Below are 26,875 nucleotides of genomic sequence, written 5' to 3'. Positions count from 1 at the left end.
TCGGCGCCGTCATGCGGTCGCAGCGCAGACCGCCGATGAAGGTCGTCGTCTTCCAATGTCCGTGCGGAACGCTCGCGCGCAGCCGCTCGCCTTTCTGTTCGCGCCCGCATTTGCGCGCCATGTTGGTCGTGGTCCAGGTCTCATCGATGAAGACGAGCCTTTCCGGATCGAGATCGAGCTGGCTCTCGAACCAGGCTTCGCGCCGCGCCTTTACGTCCGGGCGGTCCTGTTCGCTCGCATGGGCGGTCTTTTTTTGAACGTCAGACCGCAACGGTCGAGAAACGTCCACAATGTCGCGCGACTGGCCTTCACGCCGCGCTCGGCAAGCAGCCGCTCCAGGAGTTCGCTGATCGTCAAGTCCGGCGTCGCCTCGATCAATCCCAGCAAATAGTCCCGATGGGGATCGAGCTTCGAGCGTCGAGGCTGTCCCTGCTTGCGCGCCGTGCGCTCCCCGGTCTCTCGCGCCCGCCGCACCCAGACAATCGCCGTGGCGTCGCCGACCCCAAACCTTGCCGCCGCATGGCGAGCCGGCACTCCCGCCAACGCGGCGTCAATCACGCGATCACGCAAATCCTGGCTGTAGGCCCTCGCCATCCGTCGCCTCCATCGCTATCGCGATGAAAGAATCATGCTCTCGCCGATTCGGGAATCCCCAACAGAATCGGAAAACAACGAACCCGCCCTAAGTCTCTTGCGAGGACGCGCCGCGCGCTGCTCGCGCCATGACGACGGTGCAATTTCGAGCCTTTGCAGAATGCGTCGAGCTGAAGCGCGGCGGGCGCAAGCGAAACGTTGCTGCCGCTGCGGCAACCCCCCACGCGACCGTGTCTTTTATCAGCGGTGCACTGAAACCTACGCTGCCCATCGCGGCTCGTCGCTCGCTGACCCTTTAGTTGCAACGACACTCTCATTTCCGTAGCGGAAGGCAGACAATGGCCATAATTCGGTCCTAAACGGGACACCAAGATAAGGCTCGCGCGAGATTTTTCTTATTTTGAGCAATTCTCTGGCTGGTCAATAAAATCCGGCTCAAGGTGTGTCACGGAGCAATGTATGGTCGCCCCCATTCGTTCGTCTCGTCCGCAAAAAACAAACAGGCGCTTAAAAAAGGTTCTCCCAAAATCTGACCACGAGCGTGCCATTGGCGTGGATGAGATCAACGGGCCCGCCCTTTTGATGGTTCTGGGCATGCATCGAAGCGGGACAAGTGCTTTAGCAGGTGTGCTGTCGAAACTTGGCTGCCAAATACCCAAGCATGTCCTGCCTGCGAATTCCGCTAATGAGCGTGGGTATTTCGAGTCCGCTGCATTGATGCAACTTCACGACGAACTGTTGGAATCTGCGGGCTCATACTGGCATGATTGGCGAAGATTCAATCCGGATTGGTACTCTGCTCCCACGAGCGAGGCGTTCAAACAGCGCGCCAAGGATATTTTTTTATCGGAATATCCAAATGCGTCTCTAGCTGTTTTGAAAGACCCACGAATCTGCCGATTCGTGCCATTCTGGATAGATGTTTTTGGAGAAATGAGTATAGCTCCGCGCGCGTTGATTCCGATACGTTCCCCTTTGGAAGTCGCGTATTCGCTTAAGAAGCGAGACGCCATGTCGGTTACAAAAGGTTTATTGCTGTGGTTGCGGCATGTTCTAGATGCCGAGTTGATGACTCGGGGTATCTCTAGAGCAATCTTTAGCTGGGATCAGTTCCTCACGGATTGGCGAGTGGTTGCCGATAGGATCTCCGCTGAAATCAATATTGCGTGGCCACGTCTATCCGATCGCTCATCTTTGGAAATTGACCGTTTTTTGGATAGTTCGCTCGTTCATAATAGGTTAGGACAAAACGAACTGTCATCTCATCCAAACGTACATGAATGGACGGTTGCAGCATACGAAGCCTTGCTCGAATTAAGTCTTAACCCTATGTCGAATAGCGCCAACGCGGCACTAGACGAGATTCGCAAACAATTTGAACGGGCCAGCTCGCTGTTTGGTTCGGCTCTTATTGACTACGAATCGAGCTGGGACGAGTTGAGCGCGGAAATCAATTCGCGTCGAGACGAACTTGAGCATTTGCGCGCCAGATGCGAGCACCTTTCTAGTGACCTAGCGACAGCGCGCGACGAAACGTTGCAATTTTCGGGGCAAGCTGCAACGGCGTCTGACGAAAGACAGCGCTTGGCCGCAGAACTGGAGCGCCGGCGTGCTGAAACCCAGCAACTGACAGCCGATTTGTCTAACAGAGCTAAGCAACTAGATGCCGTAAATGCGCAGCTCTTGGAAACTGAAAATGCGAATTCTGCCCTTCAGGTGAAAGCGACCGCGCAACACGCGGACTTTCTCGCGGGCGTTGAGGAGCGCTCGCGCCTCGCCAAAGAACTGGAGCGCTTAGAATTGGCTCTGTCGGAAGCAACGGCTGCTCAATCCGACCTGATCGCACGCGTAGAAGAATTCGCAAGGCAATTTGCCGAGGCGGCGCGCGAGAAAGCCGCACTCGCTGATGAGCTGGCGCTTTACAAAGCCAAGTTCGCCGCGAGTTTTGAGGAACGCTCGCGCCTTACGGAGGAATTGCAGCGCTCGGAACTGGCTCTGTCGGAGGTCACGGCTGCTCAGTCTGGCCTAGTCGCACGCGCCGAACAATCCGAAAGCCGATTGGCCGAGGCGGAGGTCGAGAGAACTCAGCTTGCAGGCAAGATGATAGCTGATGAAGCGAAACTTGCCACGATTGAAGAGGAGCGCTCGCTTCTTGCAGAAGAATTGCAGCGTCTTCAAGTGACTCTGTCGGGGGCGAATGTAGCTCAAACCGAGCTGCTTGCACGCGCCGAACAATTTGAAAGGCAATTAGCCCAGGCCTTGCTCGAGAAGATCGCTCTTACGGATAAGCTGACGGCTGACGAAGCCGAACTCACGGCGCGCCTCGAAGAACGCGCGCGTCTTGCCGAAGCATTGTCTGACCGAGAAACATTGCTCGCGGCTGCCGAAGGCGAACTCACAAAGCGTGCAGCAGCGCTCGTTCAAGTGAAAAAAGAGAAAGAAGAGATCGTTGCGGATGCCAAAGCCGAAATCCGTTGCCTGAATGGCAAGCTACTCGACATGGAGATCAGACTTGCACAGTCAGATGCTAAGCTTCGAAATCTGAGCAAATGGGGTAAGTTAATACAGTGGAGAGACGGCTCTCGAAAAATTGAACGCAGACTGATAAACGAGGGTGTTTTTGACGCGAATTGGTACGTCGGAGAATATGGGCATCTTCTGACGAATGGTTATTCGCTGTCCGGCATTACGTCGAGCAGGGTTGGTTAGAGGGATTTTTTCCCAATGCCTTTTTTGACACGCGTTGGTATCTCACCAAGTACGATGATGTACGCCATTCAGGAATGAACCCGTTGCTTCACTATATCGAGTATGGCGCGCATGAGGGTCGCGATCCAAGCCCGGCCTTTCAAACAGGATTTTATCTAATGGCCTATCCTGAAGTCCGCGTCAGCCGGTTGAACCCTCTTGCGCACTATCTTCGCCAGGGTAGGCAACAAGGCTTGCTTTGCGTCAAGTCAGGCACGGCGGATGGCGACTCCTCCGCATAAACGACTCACAATCGTTTAATGATCGAATTTAGCTCTGTTAGGGAGCCGGTTTCGTGTGTCACGTGCCCAGCTGCTGACCACATGCCTCCGATGCTCCGGCACACAGTCGCTAAATCGCAGAAATAAAACCGTCGTTCACCTAGAGCGGATTCGCCTTAAACCGGTTCATATCCTGCGGCGGCGAAGAAGTTTGCGCATTCTGTCGGCGAGAACTCCTTCAGCAGCAGGCCGATCCTGTCCCATAGCGCGTCGACGGTTCGCTCTGCGGCCTTGCGCAACAGGGCCTTGAGTTTTGAGAACGCCTTTTCGATCGGATTGAAGTCGGGGCTGTAAGGCGGGAGATACAGCAGGGTCGCGCCCGCCGCCTCGATGGCCTTGCGCACGCCGGCGCTCATGTCGAATCGCCAGACAGATTCGAACGATCGCCATGCGGAGTGGGCATCGTCGCACGGCGTCCCTGTGGGGACTTTAGGGGTACAGGGTTCTATATAAGGGTTCGGGTGAAACTGATTTCGGGGTTTTGATACGGCAGGTTTCAGGGTTTTGCGACGCGAAACCCCGAAATGGCCTTCGGGGTTTCGCCTCCCTGCACTGGAAACGGAATTTGAGGACTTCGCCCACCTCTTCTGATCCAATGACGGAGCGCAAGAGTCTGCGTCTTCGAAAACTGGCCGGTAGCGATTGGTCGCTGAACGACCGCCGCCGGTTTCGATCGTCAGATGACCGTGATTCACCAAATCCTGCAGCAGGCCCTGCACGCGTCGCTCCGTCATTCCGATCGCGCGCGCAAGCGTTGCCACGGCGGGGAAAGCGTCCCACGTCTTGCGATTGAGATGTTTGTTGAGCGCTGCAGCGAGCCTGGTTGCGCTCGCCGGCAATTCAATATCGGCGGCGATTCCTTCTAACCATTGGAATTTGAGGGCGGTGAATTTATCCCCCATCGACCCACAACCTCAGAAGATCTCGAGGAAGGAGTCGCCACGCCTCGCGATCCGCGACTCCTAAGGCGCCCATCAGTGTCTTCGGTGATCCATCCGGACAACCGGCCATCGCTACCGGCGTGCGTTGGCAAGTTTTCTTCCGAACATTCGTGCCCGCGGTTGCCGCCTGCGTGCGAACTGCGACCTTCGACGCTGCTTACGCGCCCTCGTCAGTTGCTTCGGTCGGGCGCGCCGAATCGGCTTCCGACGTGCTGCGAATGGGCGCGCCGAGCTTACTTAGCGCCCAAGCATCCAGCGCCTCTTTGGTGTAGAGGACGATTTTTCCGGCCTTGCGATATTCTGGCGAGTCGCCGGTCACCACACCTTTGCAGAGGGTGGGATAGCTGCCGAAGCCATATTTCGTTTTGAGATAATGCGCCGCCGCTCGGCGGCGCAGGAAGCATTGATCCATACTGCGGTTCCCTCGAGGAAGGTTGCGAAAACCCGTAAACCGCAAAAAATTAGTCAAACACGTCCGCGCATGTCTCACGCCAAATCCCGCCAAGATCCGTCAAGAGCCGCCAGTTCAGGCCGTTTCGTCAACGCCGACGGGCAGAAGTTGACAAAGGTTGCCTTCTCGCAGGCCACGCATCGCAGATCGCACGCTCAATCGTTCTCTTCGAGAGCGTGCCAAAAGAGCCGTCCTTCAAAACAATTCGGCGCAACTCGTCCACGGATAATGGTGGCCGATTCTCAAAGCGAACGCGCATCCAATTGGCGAGCTCCGTTCTCTTGCACTGCCGGAGAACTGGCGTGGGCCCTTCAGTGGCGCGCGGCGGCCAAATGCTGGCCACTTGGTCGGGGCGGAACCGAACGTCAATGATTTCGCTCTGCGCTCCACACAGGCTTGCAAATTTGCCATTGCAATCAAATGAAAGGTAGAAATCGTCCCATACGGATAGAAGAACCACGTAGCGTTCACCTAACGCAATATCACGGAATTTGGTCGCGACAGGAAACGAACAGGGCTCTCCCCAAGGAACGCCTGTGATCTCAAGCCGCCCACTTTTATGAAGACAGCGAATTTTTTCGATAAAATTCATCAAATTCAGATGATGCTCGCCAGCCGTCTCGGCAATTCTTCTTACTTGGTCTAGCGTCAAGTAATCCAATTGCATGTGCGCATCCGAGCGCATCGAACGGGCGGCAGGAAACCGAGCGATGCATTCTCGGCATAGCGCTCGATACCTCTCACAGGGTTGGCGGCGAACACAACTTCGTCGCGGCGCGCCGCCCAGTTCCAAATCGCCGAGATCGTCGCAAGCATATGGTTTGCCGCCCGCGGGGTCGCCGCCATCCTCGCATGGAGGCGCGTGAGATCGGCTCTACGCAATTCGCAGATGCGCTTCGATCCTATCGCCGGAAAAACATGTGAATTCAGGATGCGCTGATACTCCGACGCCGTTCGCGGCTTGCGCTTTGGCTTCTCGTGCTGGCTCATCCAATCGTTGGCGACCTCCCTGAAGGTTCTTACGGCCCGTGCGGTCCTCCGGTCAGCGATCGGGTCCGCGCCCGTCTCGACGGCGCCGAGTATGATCTTCGCCTGCGAGCGCGCTTCGTCCGGGGTCAACCGTCCATGCTCGCCGATGCTGAGTCGGCGTGAGCGCCCGTCCTTGCGAAACTGCGCGATATAGATTTTGCGGCCGCTGGAGAAGGCGGCGACGCCGAATCCGGCGAGCGCGTCATCCGAAAAGAAGCAGCGATCTTGCCTCGATCGCATGTGAAGGCATCGACGGCGCGCTTGGTGATTCTGCCGCTGGGCATGGACGATTTCTCTCATTTTCCGGTAAGCACTCGGTAAGCAGAATTGAGAAAATGACGGCTTTTTATGGAAATCAAGGGCAAACGAAAAAGTCAAGTTTCCTGGTATCTATCAATGCATTAGATAATTTCAGAAAATCTGGTAAATGGTGACAGATCCGATTGTGGATCTGGGGGTCCCCCGTTCGAGCCGGGGTGGCGGCACCATGTATATCGATGTTTCGCATCGACCTCCGCCAACCAACAGAAGCTGGCTCACAGCCGTAAGCAGGACGCGGAATTCGCGAACGGTTGCTTGCGCTTTAGGCGCTCCGGGCAAACGCCAGAGCCTGCAGCTTGCGCGGGAGGCTCAGGACGCGTTTCTTAGCGGCTGAAGGCGTGTTCGGCGGCAGGAAGCAGTTCATGAAATTTTTTCGATCGCCGGCTTTTTTCCTCTTTGCAGCGCTGTTGTTTTCGGTCGCCGCCGTCGGCGCCGAGAGGAGCCGTTCCGTCATTCCGCTGACAGTGACCGAAGATCAATATTCCGGCGGGCGCATCTACCTGCCGGTCCGCATCGGCAATGTCATGGGAAACATGCGCCTTGACACGGGGGCGTCGAGCACGCGCATCAGGCTGGCGCCCTGGAACAAGGACCTGCCGGTGCTCGGCGCAAGCCTCTCCACCGGGGCGTCAGGCGCGACAATGCGCTGCGACGATGTCGAAGCACAGAATGTCGAACTCGTCGCCGATCAAGGAAACAACGTCGCGCGAGCGAAATATCAACTGACGCGATGTCCGCCTGGCGACGCTGACGACCTTTTGGGCTTGGACTTTTTCAAAGGCGCACGATTCAGCCTCGATCTCGATCGCCGCGAACTCGTCTTTTTCGGAGACGCGACGGCGAGCGGTCGCCCGAAGCCGTTTCGGCGGCTGGGACCCGACGGGCGTCTTGTCGGCGTCGACCTGCGCCTCGGCGCCACGGCGGCGGTCGGCCTGTTCGACTCGGGCGCGGAAGTCTCGGCCGTCGATCAGCAATTCATACGCAAGCACAAGGGGCTGTTCACGGCCGTGAAGGCCAAAGCCCGCGCAAGCGGCGTCGGCGGAAAACGCATTTCCTTGCAGGTCTACAAGATCAAGTCGCTTGACCTGGGCGAAGGTCGCGTCCTGCGCGACCTCTATGCGATCTCCTATGACTTCGGCGCCTTGCGCGCCGCGCTTGGCCGCGATGTTTCTTTCCTGATCGGCTACAATCTCATCCGCAGATTTACCTGGGACTTTGATTTTCGCGCGCCGGATTCGCCGACATGGGACGCGAAGCTGAAATAGCGATCCCGCTGCGCCGCGCGAGCGCAGCCGATATTGCGGTGCGTCGCAGCGGCGAGCGCGTCTAGAAGTTCACTTTAGACGCGAGATAGAATGTACGGCCCGGAGAGGGATAGCCGTCGGCGAGCACATAATAGTCATCGAACGCGTTGCGCACGCCGGCGCTGAATTTGATGTTGTCGCCCGGCGTATAGTCGGCGTTGAAGTTCGTCAGACAATAAGCGCCGGTCCGATAGTACCAGTTGCCATTTGTAATGGTCGTCCAGCGTGCGCCAGCGACTTCCAGGCTTGGCGTCAAGGTCAGCTGAGGAATGGGGCGGTAGCCGGCGTAAAGGAACATCTTAAAGTCAGGCACGCCCGTCGGCTGAAAATTGAGGATCGAAGGGGAATAGACCCGGCGCCGCATCAGCGTCACATTGCCGCCGAGCGAAAAATCCTCGCGCACGAAATAATCGGCCGAGATTTCCGCGCCATAGAATCTGCCGCCGCCGACATTCTGCGACTGCGTGACATTCGCGCCGAATTGCGGCGCCGGCACGCTTTGGATGAGTTTGTCGACAAGGCTGTAGAACACGTCGACCGACACCCGGCTGCCGGGCGCAAAGAGGCTGGACCAGCCAAGATCGAAATTGGTGGCGCGTTCGGGCATGAGCGTGGGATTGGACGTCGCGCCGCCAAAGCGCGTGCTGAAACGCTCGAACAGCGTCGGATAGCGGGTTCGGCTCGAGCCGTTGAAGTAGATTCGGTCCGTGTCGGTATAGCGCCAGATGGCTGCGCCCTGATAGTTCGGCGCCTGCATGTCAGTGGGCTGATAATTGATGACGCCCTGCGGAAGCGCGAAGCCTTCCGCCTGGCGCAGATGCCGCCAATCGTAGCTGAAGCCTCCAACAATATCGATATCCTGCCGCGGGTGGAATGTATTTTCGACGGCCGCCGAATACGTGTCCTCTATGTCCCCAATGATCGGCTGAGTGTAGCACGGCACGCCGGCCACGCAGCCCGTGCGCGTGTTGCGGATATTCACCCCGAAATTCTCCTGCCACTCGGCATGATTATCCATGCGATAGAAGAACAGCGCTTTCAGCGTGTCGATATCGCCGATCTGCGCGCCCGCCTCGACCTCGGCGCCGAGCGCATAATCCGCATAGGCGCTGTTGAAAGACTTAGGCAGCGACTGTTTGATGAAGGAAGGATCGTCATAGGAGACGAGCGAATTGTCGAATTTGCTCCAATAGCCGCGCGTCTTCACATAGGCGGCGTCGTTGAGCTGGGTTCTCGATAGGAAATAAAGGTTCTGAACGCGCCAATAGGGCCATCGCCAGAAGCGCTGCGAGGCGATGGGATCGGTCGTATGAAGCGGCGCGCCTTTCTGCCCCTCCTGGCGGCTGAAGGTTAGGGAATATTCGTCGGTGGCGTTGGGCGTCACCCCCACGCGCGCGTTGACGTTATAGTCTTGCGTAGCGGATTGGCCGCGCATGCCCGGTCCCTGAGCGAGCGTCGAACGATAGCTCGCCGGCAGCATCCAGCCGTCGTAGTTCTGGAAAGTGCCGCTGAGCTGCGCATAATACATGTCCTTTTTCGTGCCGACGAAGCCGTAGGTCATCGGTCCCAGGAATGTGCCGTCACGACCAAAATCGAATCGCGTGCGCCATTCGGCTTCAATCTCTCGGGTCGGCCTGCGCGTCACCAGATTGATCTGACCGCCCATGCCGCCCGGACCGTCGAGCACCGAGACATAGCCCTTGGCGATTTGCACTTCGGCGATGTCGGCGGTGAGAAAGCGCGCGAAATCGAGTCTGTTGTCGACCGGCAGATAAACGCGAACGCCGTCGACGGTGAGCGGCACCTGCCAGCGATCGAAACCGCGCACATAAATATTTTGCTCATTGCGTGAATTGCCGGAGATCTGACTGTTGACGCCCGGCGCGATATTGACCGCGCTGTCGAGCGTTGGCCGCGCAAAGGTCTCCATCTGTCTGTTGGTGATGGTGTAGCCGCCGAAGGCGTCGGTGTGCTGACTGGGCGTCGGACCATTGTCGATCTTTTCCGATGGAACCGCTTGCGCCGAGCGCGACTCGCCTGCGCCGTCGCCGGGCTCTGCAGCGCGTGTCGGGACTCCGAGCCGGCGTGCGCCGACTTTGATCTGGCCGAGTTCGAAGGCTTTGGGCGCATTCACTTCGATCGGCGGCAGCGGCGTCTGCGCGCCCGCAGTCGACAACAGAGAGAGAAGAACGCCGCTTGAAATCGCCGTTGTCGTCAGCCTAGTCATCATTGCCCCCATGGACATCAGAGAGAGTTGAGGAAAGCGAACAGCGCGTCGCGCTGGCGTTCGGGAAGGTCACGGAACACGTCGGCGGATGATTGCGCTTCGCCGCCGTGCCAGAGGATCGCCTCTGCGAGCGTGCGCGCCCTGCCGTCATGCAGAAAATCGGCGCCGTCTCCGCCTTTGCCGGCGAGTCCCAGTCCCCACAGCGGCGGCGTGCGCCAGTCTCGCGGACCGGCTTCGAAGTCGTCGCGGCCGTCGGCGAGCCCATCGCCCATGTCGTGCAGCAGAAGGTCGGTGTAGGGATGAAACTCGACGCCGTTGAGCGCGGGCTGCAGCGAGAAGTCCGCGACATGCAGCGCATCGCGATGGCAGTTCGAACAGCCGATCTCATGGAACAGAATTTCGCCGTCCTTGACGCGCGGGTCGTCGAGATTTCGGCGAGTTGGAGGGGCAAGCGCGCGGATGTAAGTCACGACCGCGTCGAGCTGGGCGTCGGTCAATTCCGGCGTCGGAGCGCCGCGACGGCATTCGCTTTGAGACGGAGGGCAGTTCTCGGCAGGAAATAGCGCCGAGGAGACTCCGATGTCTTCGACGAAGGCGTTGGCGATCTGCTGCTTGAGATCTGGCTGATTGGCTTTGAGCCCGAAGCGGCCGAGGGTTCTCTGGCCGGTCTCGACGCTGAAGACGAAATTCGGTCTGCCCGCGCCGGCGAGAATTTCGGCGTCGGCCACCGACTCCAGCAAACCCAGGCCAAAGACCGGCGGCGCATTGCGCAACGACGTCTTCGTCTCTAGCCCGAGCGGACCGTAAGCGAGATTGCGGAAGGAGAGCGTCGGCCGGCGAAGCCTTATTATCGCGCCATCAGCGAGCGCCACATCGAATTCGGCGTATTCGACGACGGCTTGGCCTTCGCCAGCAACGCCGGGCACGCCTTCAGGATTGAGCTGAGCGCCGTATTCAGGATGAACGCGCGGTCCGCCATGCGCGTCCTTTCCCTCGACGCTCAGCCTCGCCGCCATCGTGCGCGCAACGCCGTTTTCGCTGTCCGGCGCGGCGCCGCGGCCATTCTTGACGTGGCAGGCGATGCAGGAAAGCCGATTATAGAGCGGACCGAGACCGACAAAGTCGGGATGGTCCTGCGAAGGCCCGATGACCCAGGCCTGGCGGAAGATGCCGCTCCCCTTGCGAAAGCTCGCGGCATGTTCGCCGTCCAGTCCCTCAATCGGCTGGATGAAGGCTTCGGTGTCAGGGCCGCTTGTCTCGTAACGTGTGGCGCCCGCGAGCATCGCGGCGCATAGAAGGACGCCGAAGCGTTTCATGGCGCCGGCTCCAGGCTTGCAACGAGGTCGCGCGCCTGTCGCCGCGCCGCGCCGATCTCCTCGCGCCATCGTGCGATTTGCTGCGGATCGATGGCGGCGCGTAGCGCGTAGCGCTCGAGGAAGGTTCTCGCGTGCGCGTCGCTTTCGGAAACCGGAATGAAGCCGGCGAGTCTCTTCGCGTCGCTAAGCGCCGCCATGGCTTTCGCATTGCCGGCGAACTTTTTCTCGGCGTCGTGAATCTTGCGCCACAGTTCGGCGCTCTCGGCATGGTCTTCGACGATCGCGAGATCGAAGAGCAGCGCGATCAGCGGCGGCCGGCGGCGGCCGATCTCAGAATCGTAATCGAGGAGCGTCGACGCCGGCAGCGCAAAGGGATCGGCAAAGCCCTGCGGCGCGCTCTGATAGGCGTCGGGTCGCGCCGGATGCCGGCGGCTGTCACGCTCCATCATCAGTCGCTGGCCGTCCGTCGACAGCAGGAAGTCGATGAAGGCCTGCGCAGCGGCGACATGCTCGGAGCCGGCGGTCATCGCGACATGGGCGGGCAGAAACGCCGTGCGCTCGGGATAGATCATCTCGACCGGCGCGCCATTGGCTTTGGCGATCTCGGCGATGAAATCGATCGTCAGCGCGAGAGCCGCTTTGCCTTCTCGCACAGAGGCCGTCGGCGCGAATCCGGAATCGAGCAGCGCCGCCTCGCCGGCCATCTCGCTGATGAGACGCCAACCTGCGTCCCAACCTTCGCTTTGCAAAAGGATGTCATAGAGCGCAGGCGAAAAGCCGACCTTTGAGGCGATCGGCATGGCGAGCTGGCGCGCATATTCGGGCGACGCGAGGTCGCGCCAGCGTCGCGGCGCGGAAAGGCCGGCCGCCGCCAGCGCGCTTGGATTCGCGGCGATCCCATAGCCGGCGACATCATAGGCTTCGTAGAGGCCGGCGGGATCGGACAATTGCTGCGCGCCCAGCCGGCCGGGAAGCGCCGCGCGGTCGACCGCTATTTTGCGAAAAGCGTCCCCCTCGCGGAGGAGCGCGAAATTCGCCGGCGCCGGAGCCCAATAGACGTCCGCGCCGCCCTGTTGGGGCTTGGCGAGTTCGACAAGCGCGTCGCGGGACTGCTTCCAGACGAACTGAACGTGGATTTGCGGATGGCCGCGCTCGAACTCCCGCTCATAGCGGGTCGTCAGTTCTTCCGGAAAGCTCGTGACGACGGTGATCGTCTCATTGGCCGACGCGCCGGACGGCGGAGTGCATAGAATGCTGAAAAAGCTAGCGAATGCAGCGACGGCGACAGCGCGGATCATGTGATCGATAACCGTTATGTAGTTAGCTTACATAGTGCTTGACTACAAACGAGCGGTACAAAAGTCAATGTTAGAACTTTAAGCAGCGTATGATCAGTACATGTGCAAAACTGTATGGACATATCGATGTTGATATGTTTTCAGATAACATAGCGCCGTTCATCAAAATTAGTTAGATATTTCAAGATGATGAACGGAAACATTTCAGCGTCGTCCGCTGTTTGTTCGCATTGTCGACTTCAAGACAAAATGCGCGAAACGAGGATTCTCCGCCGCCTGGCCGGCGCCGAATTCCCTGCAACACAAAGGCGTGCGACTTGGCGCGTCATTTGCTGAAAAGGCGCCGGAGGGCGCCCCATGCCTGGCTTTTCAGCAAAAGAATTCCTCTCCGACTGCAGTGAGCATTTCGTCATCATCCTCGGCACGAACGAGATCGCCTCCGCGGTCGCGGCGCGATTGACATGGGAGCGGCGCCGCGTGGTTCTCAGCCATGACGCCTACCCGCCGGTCATCCGACGAGGGATGGCCTTTCACGACGCGCTTTATGGAGATCGCGCCGAAGTCGACGGCGTGGTCGCCGATCTGACGCAAACGACGCTGGATGTGGTCGACGTCTTGTCCCGGCCGGGACATGTCGCCGTTTCGCCTCTGCCCTTGACGGATCTCATCCCTCTGCGCGCGCCCGACGTTCTCATCGACGCCCGCATGCAAAAGCACCGCGTCACGCCGGATCTGCGCGGGATCGCAGGTCTGGTGATCGGGCTGGGTCCAAACTTCACGGCGGGCTGGAACTGCGACGTGGCGATCGAGACCCATCCGGCGCATACGGGCGAATTGCTCGAAAACGGCGCGACGCTAGCTTCAGACGGCGTCGCGCGCGTTCTCGGCGGCGTCGGCAAGGAGCGTTTCATCTATGCGGCGCGGGACGGCGTCTGGCGAACGCCGCTCGACATCGGCGCCCGTGTTTTCAAGGATTATCTGCTGGGTCGACTCGACGGCCTTCCCATCCAGGCGCCGATGGACGGCTTCCTGCGCGGGATCGCGCGCGACGGCGTCCATGCGGCGCTGGGCGTCAAGCTTGTGGAAATCGACCCTCGCGGACGCGCCTCGAACTGGACCGGAACCGACGAGCGCGGCCGCGCCATCGCCGAGGCGGTGGTCAGGGCGATCGCTGAGTCGCCGGCGGGGGGACGGAGACCGTCGCGCACGAGGGTAACGCTCCACTAACCGAACATTCATCTTAGCCGCGGTTGCCTCCGGCCGTCTTGCCCTGTATCCGGGCGATGAGGCGGGACGCAGGACATGGCCGAAGGCAAGATCGATGCTTCACTGGCGCTGCGGAGCGAGGGCCGACTCCTCGTCGGGCGCGACCGCGTGAAGCTTCTTGAGGCCGTCGCTCTTCACGGCAGCATCACCAAGGCCGCCAAGGCCGTCGGCTTCAGCTACAAGGCCGCATGGGATGCGGTGAACGCGATCAACAATCTCTTGCCGACGCCCGCCTTCATCACCAAGGCTGGCGGTCGCAGCGGCGGCGGCGCCGAGGTGACGGAGGAAGGGCGTCGGCTGATCGCGACCTTCCACCGCCTCGAAGAGAAACTTGCGCGCATCTCCGAGACGATCGCCGAAGAGGGTCTCGCGGGCGCCGAGGATTTTCTGCTGTGGACCACGGGCATGACAATTTCCGCGCGCAATGTTTTTCGCGCCGAAGTGACTCAGGTCAAGAAGTGGCCGGTCGACGTTGAAGTGACGTTGCGCGTGTCGGAAAAGGATACGATCCTGGCGATCGTCACCAATGAATCAACCGAGCGACTGGGTCTTTCTCGCGGGCGCAAGGCGCTGGCGCTGATCAAGGCGTCCTTCGTCAATCTGGCGCCCGCCGGCGACGCGACGCCGCCGCAGCGCAATTGCTTCCGCGGCGTGGTCACGCAGCGGATCGACGCCGAACGCAATAGCGAAATCCTGCTCGACGTCGGTTTCGGAAAGACGATGACCGCGGTGACGCCACGCCATCTCGTTGAAGATATGGGACTGAAAGAAGGGGACGCGGCGCTGGCGACCTTCGACGCTGCGGACGTCATTTTGGCGGTGGAATAGCGGGTCTGCGACGGCGCCGGCTCCAACTGGATGCCGGCGCAATTCCGCAATAGTCTCTCGGCGACGCTTTTCGCAGAAGGCGTGGACTCGAAGGAGCAACTTATGAAGCCAGTTTATTTCATTGCCGCGGCCGCATTGTCTTTTTACGCGACGAACGGGCTCGCCGATACGAAGAAGCCGACGTCCAAGTGGACATGCGAGGATTTCCTGGCGGTCGACGACCAATTTCAGCCCAAGGTGATCTACTGGTCCTCTGCGCAGAGCAAGAAAGGCAAGCCGCTTGCAACAGACGTCGATATCGAAGGAACGGAGAAGGTCATTCCTATAATTATCGACGATTGCAAGAAGGCGCCGCAAGAGTCTTTCTGGAGCAAGCTCAAAGGAGCTTGGAAAAAGGTCGAGACCGACGCAAAGTCGCTTGGCAAAAAATTGTGAACCCCCTTGCTGGCCAAATGGAAGGCTGAACAATGCTTGAAACGATCGCGGTCATCCTCGTCATCATGTGGCTGCTCGGGCTGGTCTCCTCCTATACGCTCGGCGGCTTTATCCACATTCTGCTTGTCATCGCCATCATCGTGATTGTCCTGCGCGTCATTCAGGGCCGCAGCATTCTTTAGCGAACGCTACGCGAGGAACGCTCACGTTTGGCCGACGACCAAGGCGGGGAAGCGAGCGCTACGCTGTTCGCTGGCTTTCCCCCGCCCCCGCGCCATGTCGACTCGAAGCGCGCGAAGCGCGTCTCGAGCTCCCATTGCAGTCTGGCTTTTTCGGAACCGGCCAAGAAACGACGACACTCGGCGGAAGGCGCCGTCCCGCCAAACTGTGCGTTGAGGCAAGCCGAAACGGGGCGCGCGGCCGCAGGATCGCGCCACAGGCTCTCGCCGGGAAGAAAAGCGTAGGTCAGACTGTTTCGAGAGAGCTGCTTCAAGTCGCGGTAGGAAAGTTGGTAGACGCGCGCGGCGCGCTGATACTCGTGCGTGAGATCAATCCGCGATACGCCCTCGTCGTCGGTGGATAGCGCCGTCGGCACGCCCGCCTTGCGATAGAGCGGAAATGGATGGTCGTCGCCTTCGACGCCGAGAATTTGCGCATTGGACGTGAGATTGATCTCGACCATTATTCCCTCGCGCGCCATTCGCGCCATGAGCTCTTTGGCGTTGCGCTCGAAGCCAATGTCGACGCCATGCCCGATGCGCCCCGCGCCGGCGACTTCGACCGCCTCGCGAATATGGAAGGTCAGATCCTTGGGAGGCACGAGCCCCATTGTCAGCTCCCCGGCATGGAGACTGATCCGCGACTTTGGGTGTCGGCGCCCGATGTCGCCGACGATCCGCATTTGATCGCTGTAATTTCCCAGCGTGATTTCATCGTCCTCCGCCGCGACGAGATTTAATCCGACAACCGGACCATCCAGCGAGGCGAGGCGCGCCGCGAGCGCCGTCTGCGCAAACAAATTCGCGCGGTCGACGTTGCGATAAACCTGCGCGAGAAACCGTACCGCGACGTCGCATCCGGGCCGACGATGAACCGCGTCGCTGCAGGCGAGCCGCCGGTCTTTGTCGGCGGCGACGGCGACGACGCTCTCCGTCGCGCGCTTGACGAGGTCTTGGAGGCCTTTGCCGTCGAGCGCCGCAAGCATTGCGTCAGGATCGTCTTTCCAGCCGATCCCCGCGCCAAGATCGCGCGCCTCGCCCATCAGCGGACTGATCATCAATTCGAGATACAGGACGTTCTGCGAAGCAGCGCGCTCGACAACCTCCGCGAGGGCGGCGCCGATATTGTTTCCCGTCACGTCTGAAAAGCGGAAGAAGCTGTTGAAGAACTGATCATGGCCGCTCACGCGCGCGGTGATGACGTCGCGCATCGACCAGGCGTTGACCGCGTCTCGGTAGGCCTGCGTCGAGCGCAGCGCTTCGGCCAGAGGCGGCTTGGATGCGGCGTCGCAAGGCGGCGGCAGCGCGGCCTTGCTCTTGACGTCGAAACACCACCCCTCCGCGCGCGCCCAAGCCAAGGCGCTCTCCGCATAGACGGCGCCCGCAAGGTGATTGTGCAAATCGGCGCCTTTCGGCATTTCAAGCAGGAAGCTGCGTAGAGCGGCGCCATTGCCGCGCAGGCCCTCCAGCGCCGCGGACGTGTCTCTTTCGGCGGCGGCGCGCGACATATCGCGCGCATGGACTGCGGAGCCGCCCCATGCGACGGCGAGGGCCGTGCAGAGCATCCGCAACGACGCAGAGCCCGGCAGAAATTCAGCAAGCGAACAACTGAGACGCGAGATCATGAGCAGCTCCGAGACGCGATGTGCTGCGGCTTCTTAGCGCACCGCAAAGGCCGTGAGCATTCGGCGACGCAAAAGGATTTTTTGTAAAGAAGCTTGCTCATTTCAGTCGATCCATGACAAGAGTGGCGCTCACAATCCTGGGGAAGCCAGATTTTGGCCAATGTCGATGTCGTGGTCGCGCAAAAACTCAACATACAAGCTGTTTCGCATTCTTTTCATCAACTTTGGCCTGCTCGTCAGTCTCGTCGTCGTTGCCGAGATTGTACTTCATCTCGTCTACACGGGCGGCAATCCGTTTCTGGCGCCTGCGAGAAACGAGTTGAGGGTTCGCGATTCGCATTACACCCATGGGCTCAAGCCCAATTTTAACGGCTTCGACGCCTGGGGCTCCAGTAAGGTTCCCATTTTCACCAATTCACTGGGCTTTAGAGACGCCGCCGTGCGCAGCGTGCCGATGGCGGCGGACCGCAAGCGCGTCGTCTTTATCGGCGATTCCTTCACCGAAAGCCTTGGCGTTCCTTACGAACAATCTTTCGTCGGCCTTTTTGCGCAGGCGTTTCCCGCGATCGATGTGTTGAATGCGGGCGTCTCGAGCTACGCGCCGTCGGTCTATTACGAGAAGCTCAAGTATTTTATCGACTCTGGGCTCACCTTCGACGAGGCCGTCGTCTACATCGATATCTCCGACATACACGACGAAGCCATTCTCTATTCGTATGATAAAAATGGCGCATTGCAGATGGGCTTGTTTCAGACCGGCTCTGAGGAGTGTTCGCCGGTGCCGCGCCCGCCGCTGCCGCGCCCGGAGAAGCGATGGTGGGAGAAAGTCTCCTATGTCGGGGAGTTCCTCGGCCAGATGCGCTATTCGGCGCAGTTGGGGAGAGCGATCGAACAGGCGAGCTTCGAGGACTTCGCGAAATCGCGCAGCGTTTATAGTCGTGACTACGCGCGCCCAAGTTGGACCTATAGCGACGATTCCAGCTGCTATGGCGCTCTGGGGATCGAAGCGTCAATCGACAAAGCCAAAAAGCAGATGGATCGCCTGCATGAACTTCTGTCGTCACGCGGCATCGCGCTTTCGGTTGGCGTCTATCCCTGGCCGCAACAGCTTCTCTACGACAGCGAGAACTCGCGGCAAGCTCGGCTTTGGCGCGACTGGTGCGCGGGCAAATGCAGGAGATATTTCGATCACTTCCCCGACTTTTTTCAGTACAAGGCGCAGAACGCTGATTTCCTCAAATCGCTGTATTTCTGGGGAGACTTTCACTTCAACGTCCGGGGCAACGAACTCCTGGCGCGCCAACTCATCAAGAATTACGAATAAGCGCGCGACCGGCCCGCGACGGCTTTGCAACCTGCGGAAATAACGCGATGGGAGTGGCGCTCCCCAGGCCCGGCGCGGCGAACCGGCAGCTTGATACGCCCGGCGATATCCCTTAATTTGCGCCTTGAAATGAGGCGATTTGGAATTTGGTGAAGCATCGCGAAGGTTTGCTGTTCGCGAGCCGCGGAGATGGTGAGGCGACCTGGGGGGGGTCTCGTCCGAATGTCGCATGAGGACTATTCGAGAGACCGTTCCGCCGCCATGGGGTCCGATCGATCGTTCGGGCTGGTGATCGCCGCGGCGATCACGGTCATCAGCATGCTGCCGCTTCGGCACGGCGAGGCGCCTCACTTGTGGGGGCTCGCCGCAGCGCTTGGTTTCGCCGCGGCGGCGTTCCTCGCGCCAGCCAAACTGCGGCCGCTGAACCGACTGTGGCACCAGCTGGGCTTGGCGCTGCACAAAATCACCAACCCCATCATCATGGGCGTGCTGTTCTTTGGCGTGATCCTCCCGATCGCGGTGATTTTCCGACTGCGCCGCGCCGATCCGCTCAAACTTTCGTTCGACAAGAACGTGGCGTCCTACTGGACCATGCGCAATACCCCCGAGGGGACGAGCGACATGAGCAAGCAGTTCTGAGGAGAGAGATAAAATGAGTTTTTTGCTCGAACTTTGGGATTATCTCAAAACCAGTAAGAAATACTGGATGGCGCCGGTTCTGGTCATCATGCTGCTGATCGGCGCGCTGATCGTTCTGCAGGGCACCGCGGTCGCTCCGTTCATCTACACGCTGTTTTAAAGCGCGATGCGGATACTTGGCATCTCCGCCTTTTACCACGACAGCGCAGCCGCCGTGGTGGAGGATGGCGAAATTATCGCCGCCGCTCAGGAAGAGCGATTCTCGCGCAAAAAGCACGACTCGCGCTTTCCGCGTCACGCGATCGACTATTGTCTTGAGGCCGCTGGCGCCACGCCTCAAGACATAGATTTCGTGGCCTTCTACGATAAGCCGTTCATCAAATTCGAGCGGCTGCTGGAAACCTATATCGCCTTTGCGCCGCGCGGATTCCAGTCGTTCAAAATGTCGCTGCCTCTGTGGCTGCGCGAAAAGCTCTTTCAAAAATCGCTGCTGTTGAAAGAGATGAAGGCCTATGCGGCGGATGTTGACTGGTCGAAAAGACTACTGTTCGCCGAGCATCACTTCAGCCACGCCGCCAGCGCCTTCTACCCCTCTCCGTTCAAGGACGCGATCGTTCTGACGATGGATGGAGTCGGCGAGTGGGCGACGACGTCGGTCGCTTTCGGCAGTGACAATCAACTGACTATGCAGCGCGAATTGCGCTTCCCGCATTCGCTCGGCCTGCTGTATTCGGCTTTCACCTATTACACCGGGTTCAAGGTGAACTCCGGCGAATACAAGCTGATGGGCCTTGCCCCCTATGGCGAGCCGAAATACGCCGATTTGATCCTGGATAATTTAATTGACCTGAAGCCGGACGGCACCTTCCGGCTCGATCAGTCGTATTTCGACTATTGCACCGGCTTGCGGATGACCAACGCCAAGTTCGACGAACTTTTCGGCGGCCCGGCGCGCAAGCCGGAGGAACTGCTGACGCAGCGGCACATGGACATCGCCGCCTCGATACAGGCGGTCACCGAGGAGATCGTCCTCAGGCTCACCCGCGCGCTCGCCAAAGAGACCGGCGCACGCAATCTTTGTCTCGCCGGCGGCGTGGCGCTAAATTGCGTCGCCAATGGAAAGCTGCTGCGCGACGGCAGCTTTGACCAGATTTGGATTCAGCCGGCCGCCGGCGACGCTGGCGGCGCGCTCGGCGCGGCGCTCGCCGGCTACTATCACTACAAAAAAAATCCCCGAAGCCTCAACGGCGGCGGCGACGCCATGCGCGGCGCCTATCTCGGTCCTTCGTTCCCGCAAGCCGAGATCGCGCGCCGGCTGCACGCCGCCGGCGCCAAATTCGAAACGATGGCGGAAGGCGATCTCATCGAGGCGGCGGCGCGGGACCTCGCCGACGAGAAAGCGGTCGGTTGGTTTCAAGGCCGAATGGAATTCGGGCCTCGAGCTCTTGGCGGACGGTCGATTCTAGGCGATCCGCGGTCCGACGCCATGCAGAAAACGCTCAATCTCAAAATCAAATATCGCGAGTCGTTTCGGCCCTTCGCGCCGTCGGTGCTGCGTGAGGATGTCGCCGACTGGTTCGAACTCGAAGGCGACTCCCCGTACATGCTGCTCGTCGCCGATGTCGCCGAAAAGCATCGTCACGCAATGACGGCCGAGCAGCAGAATCTGTTTGGCATCGACAAGCTCAATGTTCCGCGCAGCTCGATTCCGGCCGTGACCCACGTCGACTATTCCGCACGGATTCAGACCGTGCATCAGGAGACGAATCCGCGCTATCACGCGCTGCTTTCGGCGTTCAAGCGATTGACCGCCTGTCCCGTTCTCGTCAATACGAGCTTCAATGTGCGCGGCGAACCCATCGTCTGCACCCCAGAGGACGCCTTCGGCTGCTTCATGGGCACGGAGATGGACACGCTGGTGATCGGCGACTGCTATCTGCGCAAAGATGATCAGAACGCATCGCTCAAGCACGATTATAAAGAAAAGTTCGAACTGGACTGACCGAGTCTGGCGTTTTTTCATGAGCAGATCGGATCGCATTCAATGGCTGACTTCTGAGCGCGCGCGGGTTTTTGCTCTCCGTCAGGATCTCATCTCCAAATACCGCTAGCGATCGCTATTGACGTGATGTCATTCGGCGCCGACGGCTTGGCGACGCCGTTCTATGCACAGGAAAGGAACGCCGCTCAGCTTGACGGATTATGCAAAGCCGCGTCACCTTTTTGAAGACTGCCTAAACGCCTGAGATTGCATCAAATTTTTTTATTGATGGAGCGGCAAATGGATTCTGATCGCGTCAATCGAGAAAGTCTTGTCCACCATCTTCGCGACGCGCTGCCCCTCTCCGCTCGCCCCCGGCCGGCGCTCCTCGCATTTCTGCGCGCGCGCGGCGCAATCGGGCGAGGCGCGCCGCGGCTCGTCGTCGTCGACATCTTCGATGCGGGCGGAACGCAGGGGTTGATGTGCCGCTTCGAGATCGCTGGCGAAATCGACGCCCCAAGTTTCGTCGCGCCGTTGACGCAAGTTGCGCTCGATCGGCGGCACCCGCTGGCGCAACGACTTGCCGAGCGTCGACGGCATACGCCGCGCACGGGACCGGCCTGAGACGACCGCGCTACATTGTCTCTACTCGAACGACGCCCTCGACGAACGTCGCCGTCAGCATCCCCGGAGTCGCGTGCGCCCGTCCGCATCTCCCGTTGCGATCGACGAGAATGAGGCCGCCGCGGCCGTCCACTCTGTCGACGAGATAGCGTATCGCGGCGCGCGCCGCTTCTTCAGCCTGCATCGAGCGAAATTCAACGAAGCAGGCGGCCGTGCGCGCCAGCGCCGTGCGAATGAAATCCTCTCCGACGCCAGTGCAGGACACCGCGCAACTGACGTTATCGGCGAAGGTCCCCGCGCCGATGAGCGGCGAATCGCCGACGCGGCCCGCACGCTGGTTCACGACGCCTCCGGTCGACGTCGCTGCTGCAAGATCGCCGATGCGATCGCGCGCGACGGCGCCCACCGTGCCGAGCTTCGCATTCGTTGCATCGGAATGGTCGAGCGCGGTCTCGTGCTTTCGCTTCGCCCTAGCGAGCTGCGCGACGCGTTCCTCCGTTCTAAAATAGTCTTCGCCTTCGAACTCGAACTGCTGCTCTCGCGCGAAGCGCTCGGCGCCGGCGCCGACAAGCAGCACATGGCCGCTCTTCTCCATGACCTGATACGCGAGACGCACTGGATTTCTGACGCCGCGAACCGCCGCGACCGCGCCTGCCTTGAGGGTCCGGCCATCCATGATCGACGCATCGCACAATGCGGCGCCGTCGGCGTTGAGCACGGAACCCCGGCCTGCGTTGTAAAGCGGATCGTCTTCGAGCAGCGTAACACAGTGAACGACCGCCTCTAGCGCCGACGATCCCTGCGCAAGAAGACTGACGCCCGATTCAACGATCGCGCGCAAGGAAGCCTCATAACGATGCGGATCCCGGATTGCGCCGGCGCCGCCATGGATCATCAGAGAAACGTCGCTCATCGCCCCACCCGCCGCTTGTCGATGCGTCTCGAGCCTGCGCTATAATCTCGCGCCCCAAACCTCTGGAGTGAACGCCATGCGCAACACATTGCTTCTTTCCTTGATCTTTGCAGCCCTTGTGTCGACGGCGGCGTCAGAGACGTCGATCATAGGCAACAAGGACGGGAAGGATATCGTGACGGTGCGAGTCGGCGAAGCCTCACAATCCAAACAGGCGCTCCCAATCTTTCCTGGAATTTCCACAAAGACCGCCGGCGCAAAAGGGCTGTCTCTGTTAAAGGTCGTCATTCCTCCCGGCGGCAAGGCGCAGGCTCACACCCATAAGGGCCATGAGTCCGCAATTTATCTCCTGCAAGGCCGTGTCGAGACGCGTTACGGAGAAAACCTGGAAAAGAGCGTCGTGAACGTCGCTGGCGATTTTATCTTCATTCCTGCTGACGTGCCGCATCAGCCCGTAAACTTGAGCGACAGCGAAGCAGCGATCGCAATCGTCGCCCGCAATGACGGCGACGAACAAGAGCATGTCATTCTCCATCCGACGAAAAAATAGCAGACGCTAATCTACATCGCTCATCGCAAACTGCGCCTTGGCGTCTTGAAACAGCCTCGAACGCAAATAGCTGTCGAGGCTTTCTCTCCAAACCATTCATTTGCAGGAGGACAAAGCGCACGAAAGCGCGCTTATGAACCCTCATGTTGACTACCGCCCCATACGCCTTCTGAGGCGTCATGATGGCTAAATGTCGATGCGGTTTAACAACGGCCATGACGCTGAAACCGAAAAATTGGAGGCGATGACGCCCAAGCGTTACGCCTGTCAAAACGCGCCGATGTATTAGGCGCCCACTCAGACATAGCGCTCAGGAGTAGTTCCATGCCTCGGTTTGCGGCTTTCCGAGACGATTCCGCTCTGGACACCGGTCTTTCAGCGCAGAGCGCGTTTATTCCGACATCGGCGAACCCGCCGCGAAACGCGCGCATCTTGATCGTCAGCGACATGCGCCTGTTTAGCGAGGCGCTTGGCTTGCGTCTGGGGCAGCATCAGGGAATGTGCGTCGTCGGCGTCGTCGAGTGTGACGCCGCGCTGGCGGTAGCGGCTGATTTGGAACCCGATATTGCTCTGCTCGACGTCGGCGAGTTGGAAGGCCTTGCGATCGCGCAAGGTCTCGCCGCGCAGCATCCAGATTTGCGAATCGTCGCCATCGGCGCGCCGGCATCGGCTAGCCCAGCGCTGGCGACCGCCTGTCCATCGATCGTCGGCGTCATTCCTCGCGAGGGCTCGATTGAAGACGTTGTCGAACTGCTCGAGCGATTGACGGCGGCGCCCGCGATTCATCCCGTCGAGGAGCGTCGGCCTATCGGCAAGGAGTCGCTCTCGTCCGGCGCGGACGCAAAGGACGCGCTTACCGCGCGCGAGCGGGAAATACTTGAACTGATCGAGCGCGGGCTGTCCAATAAGGAGATCGCCCGTCGATTACGCATCGAACTCGGCACGGTGAAAAATCACGTGCACAATGTTCTGCAGAAGTTGCAAGTGCGCGGCCGTGGCGAAGCGGCGCACTCGATGCGAAAGCGCTCCGCCGCACATGACGGAGAAGCGCTTTCTATGCCGATCAATAGAGCGCCGCTCGTGCTCGCGACTAAATAAGTCCCGCTGCTCGCAGCTGCATCATGCGCTGAATGATCGCCGGATTGACCCTTTGCATCATCGCAGGATCGATGGCCCACGGCGCTGGCGCGCTCAGCGGAGCAAATCCGTCGATCATCGCTCCCGCGGGCGCCAGTCCCGCGTTCGCCGGCGCCGCCGCGCCCAAAGGCTGAGCCGCGGCGAGGCCGGGTGTGCGCTCAAAATCCGGCGCGCCGACGCCTTCGCGCGTGGCGTCGCCGAGATAGCGGACGCCCGACGACGCCAACAGCGAGAAGAGTTGCGCGACGCGTTGCTCGTTGCGCCCCGACCGCGCCCCAGCGAGGAGCGGATGGTGCGCGAGAAGCAGCGCCGCCATGCCGGTGACGTGAGGCGTCGCCATCGAGGTGCCGTCCCACGCCGCATAGCCCCCGCCAGGCACGGTGGAGACAATTGCGACGCCAGGCGCCGCGACGGTGATCTGCGGCCCAAAGCAGGTGAATTTCGGCGAGAACATCGTCCCCGCGACAAGTTGCGGAACGACGGTCTGAGCATGGTAGCTGTCAGAAGGAAACTCGTCGAGCTTGCCCATCGCGGCGACCGTCAGCACCGTCGGCAGCATGCCGGGAAATTGCACGGGTCCACTGGAGTTTCCGGCGGCGACGATGCAGGCGACGCCGCTCTGGCGCGCTTCGGCGATTTTCTGCGCGACGAGTTCGGAAGGGTCGCCGCTGCCGAGGCTCATATTGACGACGTCGAGCTGTCGTTCGATGCATTCGTCGAGCGCGTCGATGAGATCGCTGAACCGTCCGCCGGGAAATACTTTCAACGCGTGAACTTCCGCCCTTGGCGCAAAGCCGCGAATGCCGGCGACGCCGCCGTCAGAGGCGGCGGTGATGATTCCCGCGCAATGCGTGCCATGGCCGATCTGATCGTTCGACCAACTCGTCTTGTCGCCGCCATTGGTGAGATCGGCGCCGCGCGTCACGTGGCGCAGCTGCGGGTGCGCGCTGTCGCAACCTGAATCGATGATGCCGATCTTGACGCCAGCGCCGGTGAAGGAAGGATCGAGCCGGTCGAGCTTCATGAGGCGCTGGCCCCAGCCAGTCATGCCGTTTTGGGGAAAGCCGTTGAAGCGTTCGGTCAGCGGGCGCAATTGCACCGTGTTCATCGCGCCGGCCTGAAGCGCTGGCGCGCGCAGCATCCGATCCCAGTGATCGGCGGTGGGTTTGACGTAGATCGCCTGGATCGTTTCAAGCGGACCGCCGAAAACCGTCACGACGACTTCGCCGCGCTCATTCGTGACGCCTTGGCCCGGAAAGCCCTGGCCATAGACATAGACGGTGGCCTTGGGCAGCGGCTTGCCGCCAGCGCCGATGACGCGCAGCTGCACGTCGACTCCGACGCCTGCCGCAATCGGCATGGCTCCGTTGAAGTCGAAAGGACGGAAGTCGTCCGACGCGCGAAGAAAGGCGTCGCGCTCCACAATGACGTTGGGCGGCGCCGACGCCTGCAGCGCCGCGCCGCGCGAGGGGTCCATCTCGGCGACGAGAATTTCCGGCGACTGCGAAGAGGAACCGCCCGCAGAAAAAGCGGTGAGCCCGCGGGGCTGAATCCGCCGCACAATCTTAACGTCGGGCAGCGCATTGGCCAGATCCATGGCCGAAGCGGGCGCGAATCCTGGGACGCGCCGCGAGGCGATCATGAAGCGCTCGGTGGGCGCTATCGCCATCGGCTCGACCCGCGCTTCGGCGCCATTTGTTGACGGCGCGGCCGGCTCTGGGTTGTGGCCATTCGGCGCGGGATTGCTATTGTCGGGACCAGCCATGTCGACTCTCCTAATAAAATCGGGCCAGCCTGCGCATCGCCATGAAGGACGCGCGCCGGCGCTAAAATGGTTTCAGCGGAGCGTTTGGTTCGATGATCAGGGTCGCGCCAAATTGTTCGCGCAAGTGACTTGCGCTCGCCGCAGGCAAAGCGACGACCAGCCTCGGTTGACCGGCCTTGCCGGCGCGCTGAAGAATTGCGGCGCCGGGAACAGACTGCATCGCCTGTTCGAAAGCGGCCAAATCCCCTGTGCTCGCCGCGTTGCGGGGCGCCACCAGAAATTGATCGATGCCGTTCGTTGCGCTCATGATTTCGCGATCCTGATCTCTTGAGGGCTCCCGGGCCGAGAAATTCGGCCCGGAAGCGGCAGCAGATCATCCTTCACACGCCGCGTCGATTGCGCGGCTCAGGCCTCAGCCGTACATCGGCGCCTGCGTCTGCGGCACGTAGTAGACGGGCTGTGGGCCAGCTTCGAACGGCAGGAAGCGCTGAGCGAGGCCGCCCACCGTGCCGCCGATCGTCTGGCCGAGTCCGGCGTTGCCGAAGCGACCGCCAATCCAGCCGCCAACCGGTCCGCCGATCGCGCCAAGCGCATCGCCGACAAATCCCTGCGGCGCGAAACCAGGCGCAGCCGTCTGGGGGACATAATAAGCGCCAGGGTAGCCCTGCTGCGGGCCAGCTTCGAATGGCAGGAAGCGCTGGGCAAGTCCGCCCACCACATTGCCAACCGTCTGGCCGGCGCCGGCGTTGCCGAAGCGTCCGCCGATCCAGTTGCCAACCCGGCCCCCGACCGCACCGAGCGCATCGCCGATGAAGCCCTGCGGCGCAAAGGACGGATCCGCCGACTGCGGCGCGTAATAGACAGGCTGCTGCGGGCCGGCCTCGAAGGGCAGGAAGCGCTGGGCGAGACCGCCCACAGTGCCGCCGATCGTCTGACCGAGCCCGGCGTTGCCGAAGCGGCCGCCGATGAAGCCGCCGAGCGGCGCGCCGATGGCGCCGAGCGCGTCGCCGACAAAGCCCTGCGGCGCAAAGGACGGATCCGCCGACTGCGGCGCGTAATA

The 26,875-nt window shown here is 60.5% G+C and carries 23 protein-coding genes and 4 pseudogenes; 13 read left to right on the top strand and 14 right to left on the bottom strand.

The window, feature by feature from the left end; translation table 11 throughout:
- Positions 1–594: pseudogene (locus tag IYY11_RS22975) on the bottom strand (IS630 family transposase); the annotation flags it as partial.
- Positions 595–1,053: 459 nt separating this feature from the next.
- Here IYY11_RS22975 and IYY11_RS08770 point away from each other — a divergent pair.
- On the top strand, positions 1,054–3,303 hold the full coding sequence (locus IYY11_RS08770) for a hypothetical protein (RefSeq protein ID WP_196403507.1): 2,250 nt from the start codon (positions 1,054–1,056) through the stop codon (positions 3,301–3,303).
- A gap of 436 nt (positions 3,304–3,739) precedes the next feature.
- On the opposite strand, the pseudogene IYY11_RS08765 reads toward IYY11_RS08770, so the two are convergent.
- From IYY11_RS08765 to IYY11_RS08750, 5 genes and pseudogenes are all read right to left on the bottom strand, one after another.
- Positions 3,740–3,973, bottom strand: a pseudogene (locus IYY11_RS08765) (transposase); the annotation flags it as partial.
- A 339-nt stretch (positions 3,974–4,312) separates the two neighbouring features.
- Positions 4,313–4,525, bottom strand: a pseudogene (locus tag IYY11_RS23815) (hypothetical protein); the annotation flags it as partial.
- 196 nt (positions 4,526–4,721) lie between these two features.
- The gene (locus tag IYY11_RS08760; RefSeq protein WP_196403506.1) at positions 4,722–4,976 is read right to left on the bottom strand and encodes a hypothetical protein; all 255 of its coding nucleotides are present in this window, start codon (positions 4,974–4,976) and stop codon (positions 4,722–4,724) included.
- A 127-nt stretch (positions 4,977–5,103) separates the two neighbouring features.
- Positions 5,104–5,682, bottom strand: a complete 579-nt coding sequence (locus tag IYY11_RS08755) for a hypothetical protein (RefSeq protein WP_196403505.1) — start codon at positions 5,680–5,682, stop codon at positions 5,104–5,106.
- Positions 5,664–6,284, bottom strand: a complete 621-nt coding sequence (locus tag IYY11_RS08750; protein WP_196403504.1) for an integrase arm-type DNA-binding domain-containing protein — start codon at positions 6,282–6,284, stop codon at positions 5,664–5,666. Before IYY11_RS08750 ends, IYY11_RS08755 begins: the two co-directional genes overlap by 19 nt.
- 443 nt (positions 6,285–6,727) lie before the next feature.
- Between IYY11_RS08750 and IYY11_RS08745 the strand changes: the two genes are divergently transcribed.
- Positions 6,728–7,630, top strand: coding sequence for an aspartyl protease family protein (locus IYY11_RS08745; RefSeq protein ID WP_196403503.1), 903 nt, complete (start codon positions 6,728–6,730; stop codon positions 7,628–7,630).
- Between the two features lie 61 nt (positions 7,631–7,691).
- Here IYY11_RS08745 and IYY11_RS08740 read toward each other — a convergent pair whose 3' ends face one another.
- From IYY11_RS08740 to IYY11_RS08730, 3 genes are read right to left on the bottom strand one after another with little or no spacing between them, the layout of a single operon-like run.
- Positions 7,692–9,899, bottom strand: coding sequence for a TonB-dependent siderophore receptor (locus IYY11_RS08740; protein WP_246719784.1), 2,208 nt, complete (start codon positions 9,897–9,899; stop codon positions 7,692–7,694).
- 14 nt (positions 9,900–9,913) lie between these two features.
- Positions 9,914–11,212: a di-heme oxidoredictase family protein gene (locus tag IYY11_RS08735; protein WP_196403502.1), complete on the bottom strand. Its 1,299-nt coding sequence runs from the start codon at positions 11,210–11,212 to the stop codon at positions 9,914–9,916.
- Positions 11,209–12,510, bottom strand: coding sequence for an ABC transporter substrate-binding protein (locus IYY11_RS08730; protein ID WP_196403501.1), 1,302 nt, complete (start codon positions 12,508–12,510; stop codon positions 11,209–11,211). Before IYY11_RS08730 ends, IYY11_RS08735 begins: the two co-directional genes overlap by 4 nt.
- A 357-nt stretch (positions 12,511–12,867) precedes the next feature.
- Here IYY11_RS08730 and IYY11_RS08725 point away from each other — a divergent pair, with 357 nt between their 5' ends.
- From IYY11_RS08725 to IYY11_RS08710, 4 genes are all read left to right on the top strand, one after another.
- Positions 12,868–13,737 carry a xanthine dehydrogenase gene (locus IYY11_RS08725; RefSeq protein ID WP_196403500.1) on the top strand — a complete coding sequence of 290 codons (870 nt, stop codon included), beginning with the start codon at positions 12,868–12,870 and terminating at the stop codon, positions 13,735–13,737.
- Between the two features lie 75 nt (positions 13,738–13,812).
- Positions 13,813–14,604 (top strand): TOBE domain-containing protein, encoded by a 792-nt coding sequence (locus IYY11_RS08720; RefSeq protein WP_196403499.1) that lies wholly within the window; start codon positions 13,813–13,815, stop codon positions 14,602–14,604.
- Positions 14,605–14,706: 102 nt separating this feature from the next.
- Entirely contained in the window at positions 14,707–15,039 is a 333-nt protein-coding gene (gene hdeA, locus IYY11_RS08715) for an acid-activated periplasmic chaperone HdeA (RefSeq protein ID WP_196403498.1), read from the top strand.
- Positions 15,040–15,071: 32 nt separating this feature from the next.
- Positions 15,072–15,221, top strand: coding sequence for a lmo0937 family membrane protein (locus tag IYY11_RS08710; RefSeq protein WP_109024397.1), 150 nt, complete (start codon positions 15,072–15,074; stop codon positions 15,219–15,221).
- On the opposite strand, the gene IYY11_RS08705 is transcribed toward IYY11_RS08710, so the two are convergent.
- On the bottom strand, positions 15,218–16,882 hold the full coding sequence (locus IYY11_RS08705) for an adenosine deaminase family protein (protein ID WP_246719783.1): 1,665 nt from the start codon (positions 16,880–16,882) through the stop codon (positions 15,218–15,220). The genes IYY11_RS08710 and IYY11_RS08705 overlap by 4 nt on opposite strands.
- Before the next feature lie 166 nt (positions 16,883–17,048).
- On the opposite strand from IYY11_RS08705, the gene IYY11_RS08700 reads away from it, so the two are divergent.
- From IYY11_RS08700 to IYY11_RS08680, 5 genes are all read left to right on the top strand, one after another.
- Positions 17,049–18,206, top strand: coding sequence for an SGNH/GDSL hydrolase family protein (locus tag IYY11_RS08700; protein WP_246719781.1), 1,158 nt, complete (start codon positions 17,049–17,051; stop codon positions 18,204–18,206).
- Between the two features lie 189 nt (positions 18,207–18,395).
- Positions 18,396–18,845: an SxtJ family membrane protein gene (locus IYY11_RS08695; RefSeq protein ID WP_312029715.1), complete on the top strand. Its 450-nt coding sequence runs from the start codon at positions 18,396–18,398 to the stop codon at positions 18,843–18,845.
- 13 nt (positions 18,846–18,858) lie between these two features.
- Positions 18,859–19,005 carry a DUF5989 family protein gene (locus IYY11_RS08690; RefSeq protein WP_014891398.1) on the top strand — a complete coding sequence of 49 codons (147 nt, stop codon included), beginning with the start codon at positions 18,859–18,861 and terminating at the stop codon, positions 19,003–19,005.
- 6 nt (positions 19,006–19,011) lie between these two features.
- Positions 19,012–20,847 carry a carbamoyltransferase gene (locus IYY11_RS08685; RefSeq protein WP_196403496.1) on the top strand — a complete coding sequence of 612 codons (1,836 nt, stop codon included), beginning with the start codon at positions 19,012–19,014 and terminating at the stop codon, positions 20,845–20,847.
- A gap of 279 nt (positions 20,848–21,126) precedes the next feature.
- A complete protein-coding gene (locus tag IYY11_RS08680) occupies positions 21,127–21,450 on the top strand; it encodes a hypothetical protein (RefSeq protein ID WP_196403495.1) in 324 nt (107 codons plus the stop codon).
- 10 nt (positions 21,451–21,460) lie between these two features.
- Here IYY11_RS08680 and IYY11_RS08675 read toward each other — a convergent pair whose 3' ends face one another.
- Complete coding sequence (locus IYY11_RS08675) at positions 21,461–22,363, bottom strand: isoaspartyl peptidase/L-asparaginase family protein (protein ID WP_196403494.1); 903 nt, start codon at positions 22,361–22,363, stop codon at positions 21,461–21,463.
- A 76-nt stretch (positions 22,364–22,439) separates the two neighbouring features.
- Here IYY11_RS08675 and IYY11_RS08670 point away from each other — a divergent pair, with 76 nt between their 5' ends.
- On the top strand, positions 22,440–22,913 hold the full coding sequence (locus IYY11_RS08670; RefSeq protein WP_210331276.1) for a cupin domain-containing protein: 474 nt from the start codon (positions 22,440–22,442) through the stop codon (positions 22,911–22,913).
- A 324-nt stretch (positions 22,914–23,237) separates the two neighbouring features.
- On the top strand, positions 23,238–24,011 hold the full coding sequence (locus IYY11_RS08665) for a response regulator transcription factor (RefSeq protein WP_196403492.1): 774 nt from the start codon (positions 23,238–23,240) through the stop codon (positions 24,009–24,011).
- Here IYY11_RS08665 and IYY11_RS08660 read toward each other — a convergent pair.
- From IYY11_RS08660 to IYY11_RS08650, 3 genes and pseudogenes are all read right to left on the bottom strand, one after another.
- On the bottom strand, positions 24,004–25,815 hold the full coding sequence (locus IYY11_RS08660) for a S8 family serine peptidase (protein ID WP_246719780.1): 1,812 nt from the start codon (positions 25,813–25,815) through the stop codon (positions 24,004–24,006). The two genes, IYY11_RS08665 and IYY11_RS08660, sit on opposite strands and share 8 nt — an antisense overlap.
- Positions 25,816–25,876: 61 nt before the next feature.
- A complete protein-coding gene (locus IYY11_RS08655; protein WP_026222687.1) occupies positions 25,877–26,122 on the bottom strand; it encodes a hypothetical protein in 246 nt (81 codons plus the stop codon).
- 105 nt (positions 26,123–26,227) lie between these two features.
- Positions 26,228–26,875 (bottom strand): annotated as a pseudogene (locus tag IYY11_RS08650) (hypothetical protein); the annotation flags it as partial.

The organism is Methylocystis sp. H62, assembly GCF_015709515.1.
Lineage (GTDB): Bacteria > Pseudomonadota > Alphaproteobacteria > Rhizobiales > Beijerinckiaceae > Methylocystis.
Note: the sequence above shows the minus strand (reverse complement) of the source record. Positions and strands in the feature narration are given on the sequence as shown.

Excerpts from the sequence above, each read along its gene's own strand:
- IYY11_RS08770 (WP_196403507.1), top strand. The coding sequence starts at position 1,054 with ATGGTCGCCCCCATTCGTTCGTCTCGTCCGCAAAAAACAAACAGGCGC.
- IYY11_RS08760 (WP_196403506.1), bottom strand. The coding sequence starts at position 4,976 with ATGGATCAATGCTTCCTGCGCCGCCGAGCGGCGGCGCATTATCTCAAA.
- IYY11_RS08755 (WP_196403505.1), bottom strand. The coding sequence starts at position 5,682 with ATGCAATTGGATTACTTGACGCTAGACCAAGTAAGAAGAATTGCCGAG.
- IYY11_RS08750 (WP_196403504.1), bottom strand. The coding sequence starts at position 6,284 with ATGCGATCGAGGCAAGATCGCTGCTTCTTTTCGGATGACGCGCTCGCC.
- IYY11_RS08745 (WP_196403503.1), top strand. The coding sequence starts at position 6,728 with ATGAAATTTTTTCGATCGCCGGCTTTTTTCCTCTTTGCAGCGCTGTTG.
- IYY11_RS08740 (WP_246719784.1), bottom strand. The coding sequence starts at position 9,899 with ATGATGACTAGGCTGACGACAACGGCGATTTCAAGCGGCGTTCTTCTC.
- IYY11_RS08735 (WP_196403502.1), bottom strand. The coding sequence starts at position 11,212 with ATGAAACGCTTCGGCGTCCTTCTATGCGCCGCGATGCTCGCGGGCGCC.
- IYY11_RS08730 (WP_196403501.1), bottom strand. The coding sequence starts at position 12,510 with ATGATCCGCGCTGTCGCCGTCGCTGCATTCGCTAGCTTTTTCAGCATT.
- IYY11_RS08725 (WP_196403500.1), top strand. The coding sequence starts at position 12,868 with ATGCCTGGCTTTTCAGCAAAAGAATTCCTCTCCGACTGCAGTGAGCAT.
- IYY11_RS08720 (WP_196403499.1), top strand. The coding sequence starts at position 13,813 with ATGGCCGAAGGCAAGATCGATGCTTCACTGGCGCTGCGGAGCGAGGGC.
- hdeA (WP_196403498.1), top strand. The coding sequence starts at position 14,707 with ATGAAGCCAGTTTATTTCATTGCCGCGGCCGCATTGTCTTTTTACGCG.
- IYY11_RS08710 (WP_109024397.1), top strand. The coding sequence starts at position 15,072 with ATGCTTGAAACGATCGCGGTCATCCTCGTCATCATGTGGCTGCTCGGG.
- IYY11_RS08705 (WP_246719783.1), bottom strand. The coding sequence starts at position 16,882 with ATGATCTCGCGTCTCAGTTGTTCGCTTGCTGAATTTCTGCCGGGCTCT.
- IYY11_RS08700 (WP_246719781.1), top strand. The coding sequence starts at position 17,049 with ATGTCGTGGTCGCGCAAAAACTCAACATACAAGCTGTTTCGCATTCTT.
- IYY11_RS08695 (WP_312029715.1), top strand. The coding sequence starts at position 18,396 with ATGGTGAGGCGACCTGGGGGGGGTCTCGTCCGAATGTCGCATGAGGAC.
- IYY11_RS08690 (WP_014891398.1), top strand. The coding sequence starts at position 18,859 with ATGAGTTTTTTGCTCGAACTTTGGGATTATCTCAAAACCAGTAAGAAA.
- IYY11_RS08685 (WP_196403496.1), top strand. The coding sequence starts at position 19,012 with ATGCGGATACTTGGCATCTCCGCCTTTTACCACGACAGCGCAGCCGCC.
- IYY11_RS08680 (WP_196403495.1), top strand. The coding sequence starts at position 21,127 with ATGGATTCTGATCGCGTCAATCGAGAAAGTCTTGTCCACCATCTTCGC.
- IYY11_RS08675 (WP_196403494.1), bottom strand. The coding sequence starts at position 22,363 with ATGAGCGACGTTTCTCTGATGATCCATGGCGGCGCCGGCGCAATCCGG.
- IYY11_RS08670 (WP_210331276.1), top strand. The coding sequence starts at position 22,440 with ATGCGCAACACATTGCTTCTTTCCTTGATCTTTGCAGCCCTTGTGTCG.
- IYY11_RS08665 (WP_196403492.1), top strand. The coding sequence starts at position 23,238 with ATGCCTCGGTTTGCGGCTTTCCGAGACGATTCCGCTCTGGACACCGGT.
- IYY11_RS08660 (WP_246719780.1), bottom strand. The coding sequence starts at position 25,815 with ATGGCTGGTCCCGACAATAGCAATCCCGCGCCGAATGGCCACAACCCA.
- IYY11_RS08655 (WP_026222687.1), bottom strand. The coding sequence starts at position 26,122 with ATGAGCGCAACGAACGGCATCGATCAATTTCTGGTGGCGCCCCGCAAC.